This window comes from Coleofasciculus chthonoplastes PCC 7420 (genome assembly GCF_000155555.1).
Taxonomy (GTDB): Bacteria; Cyanobacteriota; Cyanobacteriia; order Cyanobacteriales; family Coleofasciculaceae; genus Coleofasciculus; species Coleofasciculus chthonoplastes_A.
This window is the reverse complement of sequence record NZ_DS989854.1, coordinates 191160-204841: the sequence shown is the minus strand read 5'-3', so window position 1 is coordinate 204841 and position 13682 is coordinate 191160. Positions and strand designations below refer to the sequence as shown.

11 protein-coding genes are annotated in these 13682 nt (G+C 48.2%); 8 read left to right on the top strand and 3 right to left on the bottom strand.

What is annotated here, in order from left to right:
- The first annotated feature begins 223 nt into the window (after positions 1–223).
- On the top strand, positions 224–1549 hold the full coding sequence (locus tag MC7420_RS19965) for a hypothetical protein (protein ID WP_006102463.1): 1326 nt from the start codon (positions 224–226) through the stop codon (positions 1547–1549).
- Between the two features lie 51 nt (positions 1550–1600).
- Complete coding sequence (locus MC7420_RS19960; protein WP_006102399.1) at positions 1601–2620, top strand: ARPP-1 family domain-containing protein; 1020 nt, start codon at positions 1601–1603, stop codon at positions 2618–2620.
- Positions 2621–2941: 321 nt separating this feature from the next.
- On the opposite strand, the gene MC7420_RS19955 is transcribed toward MC7420_RS19960, so the two are convergent.
- The gene (locus MC7420_RS19955; RefSeq protein ID WP_006102538.1) at positions 2942–3952 is read right to left on the bottom strand and encodes a DUF932 domain-containing protein; all 1011 of its coding nucleotides are present in this window, start codon (positions 3950–3952) and stop codon (positions 2942–2944) included.
- Positions 3953–4102: 150 nt separating this feature from the next.
- Here MC7420_RS19955 and MC7420_RS43875 point away from each other — a divergent pair, with 150 nt between their 5' ends.
- Entirely contained in the window at positions 4103–5908 is a 1806-nt protein-coding gene (locus MC7420_RS43875) for a macro domain-containing protein (protein ID WP_006102531.1), read from the top strand.
- A 146-nt stretch (positions 5909–6054) separates the two neighbouring features.
- Here the strand turns inward: MC7420_RS43875 and MC7420_RS19945 are convergent, their stop codons facing one another.
- Together MC7420_RS19945 and MC7420_RS19940 are read right to left on the bottom strand one after the other, a co-directional pair.
- Positions 6055–6966 (bottom strand): GDSL-type esterase/lipase family protein, encoded by a 912-nt coding sequence (locus tag MC7420_RS19945; protein ID WP_006102496.1) that lies wholly within the window; start codon positions 6964–6966, stop codon positions 6055–6057.
- 288 nt (positions 6967–7254) lie between these two features.
- Positions 7255–7530: a hypothetical protein gene (locus MC7420_RS19940; protein WP_006102424.1), complete on the bottom strand. Its 276-nt coding sequence runs from the start codon at positions 7528–7530 to the stop codon at positions 7255–7257.
- Between the two features lie 80 nt (positions 7531–7610).
- Here MC7420_RS19940 and dnaX point away from each other — a divergent pair, with 80 nt between their 5' ends.
- The 5 genes from dnaX to MC7420_RS19915 all read left to right on the top strand — a co-directional run bounded on the left by dnaX (position 7611) and on the right by MC7420_RS19915 (position 13635).
- Positions 7611–8750 (top strand): DNA polymerase III subunit gamma/tau, encoded by a 1140-nt coding sequence (dnaX, locus tag MC7420_RS19935; RefSeq protein ID WP_006102461.1) that lies wholly within the window; start codon positions 7611–7613, stop codon positions 8748–8750.
- A gap of 229 nt (positions 8751–8979) precedes the next feature.
- Positions 8980–9909: a DNA polymerase III subunit delta gene (holA, locus tag MC7420_RS19930; RefSeq protein ID WP_006102403.1), complete on the top strand. Its 930-nt coding sequence runs from the start codon at positions 8980–8982 to the stop codon at positions 9907–9909.
- A 7-nt stretch (positions 9910–9916) separates the two neighbouring features.
- The gene (gene dnaN / locus MC7420_RS19925) at positions 9917–11092 is read left to right on the top strand and encodes a DNA polymerase III subunit beta (protein ID WP_006102409.1); all 1176 of its coding nucleotides are present in this window, start codon (positions 9917–9919) and stop codon (positions 11090–11092) included.
- 234 nt (positions 11093–11326) lie between these two features.
- A complete protein-coding gene (locus MC7420_RS19920) occupies positions 11327–11818 on the top strand; it encodes a hypothetical protein (protein WP_044208381.1) in 492 nt (163 codons plus the stop codon).
- The gene (locus tag MC7420_RS19915; RefSeq protein WP_006102440.1) at positions 11782–13635 is read left to right on the top strand and encodes a hypothetical protein; all 1854 of its coding nucleotides are present in this window, start codon (positions 11782–11784) and stop codon (positions 13633–13635) included. The genes MC7420_RS19920 and MC7420_RS19915 overlap by 37 nt, the downstream gene beginning before the upstream one ends.
- Positions 13636–13682: the final 47 nt, after the last annotated feature.

Here is a 13682-nt window from a genome sequence, read left to right as displayed (position 1 = left end):
ACAGGCTTTAGGAATTAGGGTAGCAGGAAAAGGGAGAATCCGTTTTCGCCTATCGATGAATTTGGCGCTGGTGGGTAAAGAGAATTTGTGCGCCATGGCGCACATTCCCAAGCAAGTCTTGTTCGGCTCTCGTATTGCTTTTGTATTATTTATGTAGTATAACGGAGATGTTGTAGAGACGTTGCCTGCACCATCTCTACAGGTTGACGTTTGAGGTGGCAAAATGTACGCCAATCCACCCACGCTCAGCAGGTTCTACCAACACCTGCTCACCCGCGACTCTCCTTTCATGCTGCGGCGCAATGGCGCACCCCCCCAATGGAGTGACGCCATGTTGCACCAATCTGCCTATCAGCAGTATCCAGAACTCTACGCCCTCTTCAGCCTTGCCGACGCGGTGCAACCTTGGCAGCGAGTGCGTATCTTATTCCAGTTACTCCAAGCCTCCCGTTGCGGTATAGCCCCAGAAGTTCGTCGCACGCTCTCAAGAGTCACCGATTTTTTGCTAAAAAGTCTCCCGGCTGACCACATCTTGACTGTGTTTCTGGCACTGCGCCGAGTCCGTGCGAATCATAAACATACAACAAGAGCGATTCTTGCCTACATTTTTAACCATCCTCAATTGCTTTCTATGGCAAACTGCCGTCGCAGAGCATTAGTGGATTCCTTAGAACATGCACTGGGAAAAAATACAGCTAGAGGCTGTGCCAAGATGCTTTCGACGCCAGAGATAGCAGATTCGGCTTATCTGCATCGTTCTCTGCTGCGGTTTGCCCAAAATCCAGAATTAGTCAAACAGATTGTGCCTCAACTGTACAAAAAGGGTAGCCCACACTTAGGGAATAGTGAGTATCAGCTTGTGCATACTCCTTACCCCGAACCCAAGGAGCGTCCCACCACGGTTACAGCCACGAATCGGGGCGATATTTCTGCTACTTTGGTTCACCTGTATCGAGGTGGCACATCGACGGCACTGCAACCAGCTCTTGAGCGTTATGTTACAGACGCCGCCAACTCCCTCCCCCAGTTTAAGGGGAAGCTAGCGATAATCCTGGATGCTTCAGCCTCAACCCAAGGATATGGCAGTCGTGAATATTGCTGCATTTCCCAGTCTGTGGCATTGAAGCTGGTGTTGGAGCAATGCTGCTCAAATCGGCAAATCTATGCTGTTGGCGGTAGCGGTTCTATTCCCCAACCCAACGGTAACACTGACCTGGCTAGCGCTTTAGTCGATGCGCTGGAGAATCAACCGGATGTCGTCGCCATTATCTCTGATGGCTACGAAAATCATTACTCGGGTGACTTAGCCAGAGTAGCAGCAACCTTACCCCAGTTAGGCATTGAAACCCCAGTTGTGTTCTGCCACAGCAAGTTCACGAACAAAGATGACCTAAGCTGGCGACAACCGACTCCTGTGCTGCCTCAGTTGGAGTTTTGGCATCAAGATGACTTTGAATCCTTGCTCATGTCCCTATTCTCCCAAGCCAACCCCTCCTTGAGTGAACCCTGTTTGCGGGAATTTCTGCTCAAAAAATTGGAAAGAGTGTGACGGATTACACAATGAGTTAACCAGTGAGCAATGACAAAGGATTAATGACCAATGACAAAGGACAAAAAACACCAATTAATTCCGCGTGGATTTGACCTATATCCCTACGAATTCGGGAGTCCCCAGCAATCCGGCGCGATGACTGTTGTGCCATTATTTGGATTAGATCAAAACGACAAATTTACCAGTCCGCTTTCGGGTCTCAAGTTATCTAGAGTTACGGGCTACGGCAGTGTAGAACTTGCCAACCCAGCTTCGGCTCAAACCGAACCGGGGAAGGAAGGTTTGGCGATTGTGCCACTGCATATCGGTTATATCCAAGACCAAGCTCAAAATCATGCTCTGTGCCGTTCGGCTTTCATCGCTGTCGGTCAGCATCTGATGTTTTCCGATGCCTGCTGTGTGCAACAATCCCAAGGTGGCTATTTGGAAGAGCAACAGCAGTGGTTTTTCATCCTCCCCTTACCGTTGCGCTTTGCTGCGTTGCAATTGCGCGGTAAAGAGAGTTACAGCAAACTCTGGAATGACATTAGTCTCCTGAACCAGCAGTTTGGCTTGCAACAGCGGGGTCATCTGGAACAGATTATTACTCGCCAACGGGCGTATTTGACTCAATATCAAAGCCGCTTTGAATTACTCAATGGTCAGACTGGGGCATTGTTTTTTATTCAAGATAAGTTAGTTGGAGTTGAAATTGCACCCAGTGTGGCTTATTTCCGAGAACTATGGATGCCTCTGGTGTGTTTCTGCTACGGTGTGGCGGCAATGTATGTTGAACAAATGCGGCTTAAGGACAAGGCTCCTCAGCCTATCCCCTTTGCGGCTCATACGTTGACACAGTTGCGTCAGCACCTGCATCAAAGCCGTCTAGAGAAACAGGAGCAAGTCCGCTATGGGTTAGCCCAAACTCCAGTGGAAACGTTCAATGTCCAAGAGGAAGAACGGTTCTGTGACTTCCGCTTGAAGACGGCGCTGGGTAAGAATTTTGCGGGTCAGTTTGTGGAAGAATCCGGGCAAGTGGTCTATGCTTCACTTTTTGCTAAACCTGAGTATTTGAGTCAAGCGGGTTGACACGGCTTCGGTAAATGTAGTATGATATATTACAAACGGAACTGAGTTAGGTACGCTGTGCAACCAACCCTGATGCCAAATTTGGGATGCTTGGAAAGAGCAAAAAATGCATGGTGTTATGCTAACCGCCTGTCCGGTCTCTAATTGGTTCAGCGCTCCTCTTTCTATTCAGCATGAGGAGTGCTGAGAAAGTAAATGCTGTTGGCTTTCATCTTAATCAAATTAATCAAATTAATCAAAAAAATAAAGGGCTTGCTGTCTGTTCCAGTTCATCATTGGTGCTGACAACAAGCCAATCATTTGTACGGGTGTAGGATATTATTAAGCCAAAGTGCTGGCACTCTGGGTAGAGCGATAGGAGAGAGTATGAGAGGCAGATGGGTGTGCATCTGGAGCATCATTGAGCATGGCTAAGGCGACCTGATGAGCCTTTGTGCGTAGGCGAGCGCCAGAGCCAAACCAGGTTGAAAACAGACGAGCGTCGGCGAGTGCTTCTCGCTGATGATCTAGCCATTCAGTAATGCTGTTGTAAGCATCCCAGAGTGTTTGACCTTGGTTCCCCCGTCCGCTCTCAAAGTTAGCCACGAGTTGTGACCAGGCTGGGTGTAAGGTTGGTTGTGTTGTACCCAAGACTCGTCCTATGTAGTCGGCGAGTAACTCAGTTGTGAGTTCCTTATGTGCCATGGCTTGGTATTCCTCGACGCTGTACTGGAATTCTTTCTGGGTTAGGTCGAGGATGTTATGGATATGTTCGAGTTGTTCGGTAAGGCTCAAAGAGTGAGGAATGCAGATGGCTTTCTTTTGCCATAAATCGCCGAAACGGAAGCGTGCAGCACCATTGAGGGTATTCCAACAGACAACGCGAACCGGGGTGAACTGCAGCCAAACGGCTGTTGAACCATCATGAGAGTTGTGAAGCAGCAGATAGGGACGAACGATATCGCCACTGATGATCTCGGCTTCAGTATTGATGAGTTTGGCGAGAATCCAAATGCGTTTTCCACCTTTGAGACTACCTGCGGCTTCTAACTGCACGCCGCCTCTCGAGAGGAGGGGGTCAAACCAGCGAAAGGCTTCTTCGTTTTGCAGGGGGGTGTAGTCATGGTTGACGATACCGAGAAACGCCTGATCGCGATCGCGCCGCAGCTTTTTCTTGAGAATAATCTCTGAAGAATTCCCTTCAACCTGATATAAGGGTTCTTCAATGACTCGCCAATTCAATCCGGCTTCAACAATCGCTTGTTCAGTCGTTGGCGGATTTTGCAAGACGGTGCCAAGTTTATGCCAAGCGGCTTGATGGACAAAAAATCCTGACTCAAATTTGTGTGACATGAGCGAACTCTCCTTTGAAGAGATTGTGAATGATTTCTAGCTATTGGTTAGAGTGGCTCTCAACAATTGGTTCTAATTAGAGTTTATAATTCAAGGATATGTTTCCCTGATCCGGCTTGATGTCCCCTTTAAACAATAAGGTAACATCCCATGAACGCCCCACAGATTGAATTTGTTCCCCTGCGCGATGCGGTGAGTACAGAGGCTCTGACAACCCTAGATGTACTGGTTAAAATTGTTCCGCCACAGCCAGAGGCTAACCTAAAACGACCCGAACTTAATCTGGGTTTAGTGATTGACCGTTCCGGTTCGATGGCAGGGAAGAAAATCGCTTATGCCCGTCAAGCGGCGTGTTATGCGGTGCAGCAACTCCTGGGGAGCGATCGCGTGAGTGTAACGATTTATGATGATATCGTCGAAACCCTGATCCCCAGTACCCTCGCCACGGAAAAGAATTACATTACCCGTCAGATCGAACGGATTCACCCCAGAAACATGACCGCCCTCCATGATGGCTGGGTTGAGGGCGGTAAGCAAGTGAGTCAATATTTGAATCCTGAGGGATTGAATCGGGTGATTTTGCTCTCAGATGGACTAGCCAACAAAGGGCAAACCAATGCTGACGCGATCGCCTCTGATGTTTATGGATTGGCACAACAGGGTGTGAGTACCACCACAATGGGGGTTGGGGATGATTACAACGAAGATTTGCTGGAGGTGATGGCGAATAGTGGGGATGGGAATTACTATTACATTGACACTCCTGAACAACTGCCAGAGATTTTCCAAACTGAACTGCACGGCTTAATGGCAACCATGGGGCGGGAGGTGCGCCTAGGGATTGAACCACAAGCAGATGTGGACGTGGTTGATGTCTTTAATGATTTGGATGTCTCCCCTCAGGGTGAGTTCAAGTTACCCAATTTGGTCAAGGGTAACCCTTTTGTGGTTGTGGTGCGGCTCAAGGTGCCACCCATGAGAGCAGCCGACAGTGCCAACCTCTGCAATTTCCGTTTAAGTTGGGATGAACCCGAACAGAAGGAACGACAACGGATACGGCAGATGTTTCAACTGCCCGTCGTCGCGGCGGCTGCTTTGGCTGAATGTCCCCTGAATCCAGAGGTGCAGCAACAGGTGGTACTGATGAGTGCAGCACGCGCTAAGAAGGAAGCGGTGCAAAAGGTGGATGAGGGAGACTATGCAACCGCGAGCCAATTGCTAGAAACCGCCCGGAAACAAGTGTTAGCCGCCCCGGCATCCCCTTTGATGGAACAAGAGGCGATCGCGTTAATTGATTTGGATCGGGATCTTCAGTCACGACGGGTACAACAATTCCGCAAAATGTCTACTTACCAGTCCCATAGAAGCCGCCGCAGCATGAGCCAGTCTACTTATCATGACTATCAAGTGCAGCGGAGTCAACGCTATCGGGGGCAGAATTTACCCGATGATCTGCGGGGTCGAATTGAGGTGATTCAGGGGGATATTACGAAGCAACGGGTTGATGCGATTGTTAATGCGACGGATAATTATCTGTCAGGTAGTGGTGGTGTTGATGCGGCAATTCACCGGGCGGCTGGATCGGGGCTAAAGAAAGAATGTGAACAGCTCCACGGTTGTAAGACGGGTGAGGCGAAGATTACCCGTGGCTATAATCTGCCAGCTCGATGGGTGATCCATACAGCCGGTCCAGCCTGGCAGGGGGGTCATCAGGGAGAGGATCGGATGCTAGCTCTATGTTATCAGAACTGTCTAACGTTGGCAGAGCAATACTCGATTAAAACCATTGCCTTCCCAGCGATTAGTACAGGGTTTCTGGGCTTTCCAAGTGATTGGGCATCCCGAATTGCCTGCTCGCAAGTCAGAACATTTTTACAGAGAAATTCTGCGATTGAGAAGGTGGTTTTTGTTTGCTTCCAGCAGCGGGATTTTGATTGCTATTTAAATAGTGTTTAATCGGACGTTACTCCGGTACAGATTGATAAAAATAAAAGGCGATCGCTATCCAATGAATTGGTAAACATATTTGCTCCACTCAGGTTAATCCCCGCCAACCTCCGGTGCAGATGTTCCTTGAGTAGCTCACCGTTGTTCCCTTGATCTTAAGGATGGCTTAAGATGGCTGTATAATACAGTTCCTGCTGCCAAATCCGGTAAGCTAGAGGGGTTAAATGAATGCCATCAGTGGTTAATTCCGGTCGCAGTTGATTGTCACGACCGAGAAATAGTGCATAGAGATTGAGGTAGTTGGCTTGTTGTTGAACGGCGATCGCGGCGATTTGTTCATTGAGGTGGTGAATGCGATCGCTTGATTGAATACTTACTCGAGTGGGTAGAATCGACTGGACGATAATTTGAGCTTGGGGGTGAGTTTGGCGCAGGCGATACAGAATTTGACGGATAGTATTGAGAATTTGTTCGTCGCTGACCCCTTGGCGTAGGTCGTTTGTTCCCGCCATGACATAGATAATATCGGGTTCAGTGTGGGCAAAGATAGAGAGTCGGTTGAGGATTTGAGTGGAATTTTCACCGGAAATACTCTGATTGAGCCACAAGTATCCTTCGGGTAGATAGTCTGGAGGGAACCACAGACTCAGGGAATCGCCGACTAAAAGGGCTAGACGGTTGTCACCCTGTCCTTTGACAACGGCTTGGGCTTCTTGGGCGAGGAGATTTTTCCACTGTTGGTGAGTGGGTTTGGGGAGTTTTCCGGTTTCAGGAGGCTCGATGAGATGTTTGGGGTGTGTGTAAATTTTCCCCGCCTTTAGCGATGCCCGTCGCTGGTAATATAATTGAGTGCCAGAGGTGGGAGCGATCGCTAAAGGTGAGGGAGTTGGTTTGGGTTGATTGGTACTGATGGGGGTTGGAGTCGCCGTTTGGTTGGGTTGTAACGAGGGCGCGGCGATAGTGGGAGTTGTTTTCGGCTGTCGGTTAGTCGCCGTTCCTTGAAAAGCGTACAGTCCAGCACACAGTATAACTGTGGCAATTCCTAAACAACTGAGGATGTTTTTCATCGTTTGATTGCATCACCAAAAACCCTTTCACTCTCGTTAGTACGTCTAGCGGTTTGGAGCTTATGCACTTCTTGGGAGGGGCAAGATGAGATGGATGAAGCAAGATCGCCCTGTACAACACAAAGGCGATCGCATGTTTAGACTCCGCACAGAGCCGGGTTGGTTTTATCCGATAACGGCTAAGGTTAACTAAGGTGTGGGAATTAATTGAAAACTTGAGAAAAATTCAGGGGGAAGCAAATCTGCACTTGATGCGGTGTAGTTACTAGACCGACATTCTAACCAGCTTTACCAGGTTTTTGTTGCATGATAAACGCCTTGGTCATCCTGAGTAATGATTCCTTTTTGCAGCAAAGCCTCCACATTAAACTTAACCGTAGGAGAATCGGGTTTCAATTTTCGTGACCAATAGGGGGCAGTCTGGCGCACTTTCCTTAACAAAGCCAGCCAACTCATGGGAGAATCTTGCAAAAGTATTACAATGAGTTCCTGTAACTTCTTGGATTGTCTGAATATTCTTTTCTTTTTTGTCTTCTTCGTCTTCTTCGTCTTGGGTTCATTCATCTTTACTTTCCTCCAGCCATTAGATTTAACTATTCCCGGCGACTGCCTTGAAAACACGAAGATTCAAACGCTACATAACGATGACATCTCAACAATCCTACCAACCTTGGCATCTAAAATACCGCCCTCAAAACCTATCTGAGCTAGTTGGTCAACCCCTAATTGTCAGAACCCTAACCAACGAACTCAAAACGGGAAACCTACCCAACGTCTTCCTATTCGATGGTCCACGAGGAACAGGGAAAACCTCCACCGCCCGAATTTTCGCCAAATCTCTTAACTGCCTATCATCGAGCCAACCAACCCTCACCCCCTGTGGCACCTGTTTGAGCTGCCGCAGCATCTGTTCAGGCAGTAACTTGGATGTCCGAGAACTGGATGCCGCCAGTAACAATGGTGTCGATGATATCAGGGAACTGATTAATTACAGCAAACTGTCAACAACTAATCGCTACCGTATCATCTATCTAGATGAGTGCCAAATGTTGAGCCGCTCTGCCCAAAATGCGGCTCTCAAGCTATTTGAAGACCGACTTCCCAATACTATTTTCATTCTGGCAACAACTGAATCTGAAAAACTCTTAGATACTATTATCAGTCGCTGTCAACATTTCCAATTCCGCCGTCTCTCCACCCAAGATATCACAGAACGATTAAGCCAAATAACTCTAAATGAGAAAATCTCGGCTAACCCTGAAGCTCTCCGGCTAATTGCTCAGCATTCTCAAGGAGGTATGAGAGATTCGGTACAACTGTTAGAGCAACTGGCGATGAGTACGAATGGTAAGATTGAACCTCACCATGTCCGGGACGTCATTGGCAGTATTCCGGCTGATTCCTTAGTAGACCTTTGTGTTTCTATTTTCCAGGATACACCCCAAAGACTTCACAATCTGATGGCGCTGTCTAACCAACTCAACGATGAGGGAGTAGAACCCGTTCACTTAGTCAAAGAACTCCTCGCCATTCACCGAGACTTGCTGGTGTTTCAACTTTCCCAAGACACTAATTCTCTCAAACAAGGTAAAGTTCCCTTCGCCAGCCTGATTGACCTGTCTTCCATCGAATCTCTATCCCAGCTTGTCTCCATCCCAGAAATACACCATCGGCTCCTAACCCTAGAAGCCGCAGCGTTAAGCATTCAACAATCCTCTAACCCTTTAATCGGGCTGGAAATTTGCCTGCTGCAACTTGCCTATCCTTGTTTAGGAAAGGAATGACACTTGCCGTAAAAGAGAGGGGGAATTGAGTTCACTATTCCCCACCTTTCTTAAGCTATAGCGCTATCGCGTTGCGGGAATAGGGAATAGGGAATGAGGAATAGTGAAGAAAAAAGCTTACCTGACAAGGGATTGACCCTAACGCATTTCTATTGTGTATTCCCTGTTGCCTTCCTTGGGATTGAAGTATCCCCATCTAAATACCGAATAGCTTACCTTACTAGTCTCTATGAAAGCTTTCACTCTCACAGGAAATGATACCTATCGAATCACGCAGTTCATCCAACAACAGAAGCATAATTTAGATCCAATTTGGGCGATTTTCAATGTTCAAAACTTCTCCTTTGACCAACTAGAAGCCGCCCTGATGTACGCCCAGACTCTGCCTTTATACGGTCAAGAAAAGCTTCTAGTTATTCGAGGCAAAATTACAGCCAACCACTTTGAATTGCTCAACACACTGCTGTCTATAAATACACCCTCAACTGTTATTCTGATTACTCCACTCGACACCCGGACTCGCATCGGCAAACTCATCAAACGTGCAACAACTGTCAAACAATTTAATTGTACGCCTTCCTGGAAAATCAATGAACTGGCGACTAACGTTCAGCAAGAATCACGCACTCTGGGAGTCAACCTACCTCTAGCCGTTGCTACCTACATTGCCAGCGCTACAGGTTCTAACAGCGCTCGCACGACTCAAGAACTGGAAAAATTAGCCACCTGTCGCGGTGAGGAAACTCTCACCTTTGGTGAAATCAAACAGCTAATCCCTAACCTCAACCATTCAACCCTAGAACTTGCCAACGCCCTCAAACACAAAGACGTTCTGCAAGTGAACCAACTAAGCCAACAGTTACTTTCGGTGGGAGAACCCCCCCTCAAAATTACAGCCACCCTGCTAACCTTCATTCGGACTTGGTTAAAACTTAAAGCGGCATTAAAGGCTGGAATCCGCAGCGACAAAGATTTAACAACTGCTACAGGTGTTTCTAACCCTAACCGCTTGTACTTCCTCAAGCAGGACATTCAAGGACTCTCAACCTCATGGCTGATCAAAAGTGCGATCGCGCTATTTAATCTCGAAGGTGAAATCAAACAAGGACTACCCTCGGATTATTTTACCACCCGTCTCCTGACTCTGCTTACCTATTAGAAAAACAATGAAACTAACTTGCTCCTCTGTTGACCTACAAACTCACCTTTCTCTCTCCTGTCGTGCGGTTCCATCTCGACCCTCTCACCCCATTTTAGGTAATATACTCCTATCTGCTTGCTCAGACACGCAACAGATACACTTAACAGCGTTTAACCTCAGCTTGGGAATCAAAACCCGTTTCCTGGCTCACATTGAAACGGGAGGTCAGGTTACTATCCCAGCTAAACTTTTCCAGGATATCGTGTCCCATCTGCCCGAGGGAGACATTACAGTTTCGGTACAACCTGAACCCCAGGAAACAGAAGATGCTGACCCCAGTTGGATGATTACCCTAACCCACGCTAGCGGACGATACCAATTCAAAGGCACAAACCCGGAAGACTTTCCCCAACTGCCTGCTATTAATGGGGGACATTCCCTTCAAATTCCTACGTCATCGTTAAGCGAGGGAGTGCAAAGTTCCTTGGTTGCCACTAGCACGGACGAAGCCAAACAGGTTCTGTGTGGCGTTCACCTTACCGTACAACCCGATTTTCTGGAATTTGCGGCAACTGATGGTCATCGACTTGCGGTAGCGCAGACGGCGACTCAGGTGACAGAGACGGAAACTACTGATGAGGCACAAGCGGAACCAACCCAACTGACGATTCCCACCAAAACCCTCACTGAGTTAGACCGGATACTTTCCACCTCCAAGCCAGAAAATCCAATTGCCCTCTATTACTGCCAAGGTCAAGTGATCTTTGATGCTCAATCAGCCTATTTGACTAGCCGTACTTTAGAAGGGCAATATCCAGAATACCGCGCCTTGATTCCTAAAAAATTCAAAAATCACATTACGGTCGAAAAACGTCAGCTACTAAAAGCCCTGGAACGGATTGCCATATTAGCTGATCCTAAGAACAAAGTGATCCGATTGACCCTTGACAAAAAGAACCAACACGTTCTCCTGACAACCGCCACAGAAAATGGCACGGGTCAGGAAGTGATTCCCGCACAAATTTCCGGGAAAGACCTAGAAATTGCCTTCAACAGCCAGTATCTCATTGAGGGTCTAAAAGTTACCAAAACTTCTGATATCCGACTGCAAATTAATGAGACCCATTCCCCGGCTATTCTTACCCCATTAGGGGGACAAAATCTCACGTATTTATTAATGCCTGTGCAAATTACGGGTTGAAAAATTAAGACTTTTTCTCCCACCCTACAGCTAGTCTGCCGTTTAGCTTTTTGAGTCGCCCTTTCAGAGGAGGCAGAGGGGTTCTGGAACCTCATCCCTAATCTGATGAAGTAACCCTTCTGCTCTGTTCTGGCTGGTTGCGGCTGTGTCAGCTAGATGCATTGGGGTTTTTCCTAGAAAGTCTTTGCTCGCTATCGCTCGTATGGAAGCGATTACACTCTCACGGTATAAATTATGAGCGAAAATGTTCTCAAACTTCCCGTATACGACTTATACCAACAAGACTATCTGCCAACTGAAGTTGTGTACTATAATACCCTACTCCAGTATTTATATCCCGATGCTAAATTCGCCATCGGCGACGTGTCAGGATTTATTGAAAAAGAGGATAGTCCCGGCGCGATCGCGAGTCTGAAGAAGGGGTGGGAAACCTTCAAACTTTCTGGTGCAACGAACTCCCGCCGCTTGGGTCGGGCGATATTTGCCCAATCTGAAGAGGACTCAACTCCCGACCATTTTCTACGCTTACTGGGAAGCAATCGGGCGGCGGCTAATTATGGTAGTAACTTGACGACGGAATGTCAGCTAATTACTACCCTGACGCTGAGAATCCGTATCGTCGAGGATGGTAAATTCAGAACGGGGGATTGCCACGCCAAGGCATCGGCACTCTTGTTTAAGACTCTGGGATGCAAGCCTATGTGCCGTTCCAATTCCGTGCTGTAGACCCCGACAAATGTTGGCTCACTAAAGGTACTATTGCCTACCTGCCTTCCTTAGACAGTGACCCGAATGGAGTATCCTTGGTTATCCCTCGCTCCTGCTTCAAGGGTAATAACCCCGGACGCAATGGCATCAGAGCGCCCAAAGCCCTGGTCTTTGGCGTGGTTCAACTGGCGCCCCGGAATCCGGGCAAACGCTGGGGAAGCGCTAACAGCAGCTATTCTTGTATCCAGTTCTTACCGTGGGACGCCGTTAAGCGTGATATTGTACCCGACACGCTCAAAGCTGTGCGGGAACTCAATGAATTAAGTAGCGATCGCACGCATCTGTTAGAATTCTTAACGGCTAAAGTCTCCGGCACTTCCACGCCCGAACTGCTACAAATTCTCCACCATGACACTCATAGTATCCTGACCACCCACCCGCGAGTCGTCAAGCACACCCTGGAATTGATGCGCGAGTACCTCGTGGGACTGGCAACGGGGGGAAGCCTTAAGTTTAACACCAGCATGACTATGCCCGACGAGCAACTCGAAGACGGGGAAGTCTGTATTCCTGGCATTCCTGATGGCACAGAGGTCGTGGGCTTCCGCTATCCCATGCGCTGGCGCTATGATTGGAAAGTCTGGGTCAACCGCGCCCTTGACCGCTGGCAGAACTTTGATGGGATTATTGCGGCATCAGAGAAAACGTGGCGTGAAATTGGGGGTGACTGTGATGGAGACCTGGTCTGTTGGAAACCAGCCCAAAGGCTTCCCAACGTGGCGGCTGCGATTAAGACCTTTGCTCAAGCACCACAACTGACCAAAGACAAGGAAATCCTGGATGGCAGTTTAGCGGAGATTACTGTTCGGGCAATGAGCAACAATGTGGGACTCATCTCCTACCTGATTGCCAAAGCCAATGCCATAGGTCGCTCCGATATTGTAGAGGAATTAGCTCAACAACTGCAAATTGAGGTCGATAGCCTCAAACACGCCGCCAAAGCAGACCCAACTGTGATCTCAAACGCCCAAAAAGCGATGGGATACAACCGCGTCCCCTGGCTGTCACACTACAGGAACCGCGATGTCTATGTGAAGACGCCGCTACCGGTCAACGAAGGGGCTACAGATACCATCTCTCAACTTGTAGGCGAGGTCAACCAACTGTTCATCCCGCCTCAGTTCCGGATGGCGAACTTGCGAACTTTCATCAACTTGTTTCCTGACAAAGTGCCTAACTCCTGGCTTGTAGCGGCACAACGACGGGTCGAAGAGTTCGCCCAGGATGTGCAAAGGGCTGTTGCTCCGGCTAAACCCTACAAAGAACGTAATCAAAGAGTCCCACGCACGGTACAGGACAAAATTGATGAGAATCTTAAGGGAGTAACTGACAAATACAGAAGCCTGTTGGATAACTGTAAAACACAGCAACAACGTCGCCAGGTTATTGCCGCCTTGTGGCAAGTCCAGCACCGTAATAATACCACGAAACGTTCCACCGCCCTCGTCTTCTTGGTTGGACTGCCCTTTATCCTCGATGTCCTAGACAACCCACCTATTCACACCTTCAAGCTGATTGGACTTAAGGGTTCTGACTATCCCGACACCTTATTCAAGGGGGAAACACTCCAAGTTAAGGTGGATTCGGATTCGCGCTTTGGTAACTATCTGGTTGCCCGGGATACATCGGGTAAGGTTCTGGGAACGTTCACGGAGATTGATGGGATACCCGTTAATCTCGGTCAAGAATTCCGGCTGAAACTCTACACCCGATTCTCTAAAGCTAACAAACCCACTCGAATTGACGCTTTTGTTATCGGGAAGTCTGCGGCTTAATTACCCAATAGCCTCCATAACTGGGGGCTGATTTTTTTTACGACTCA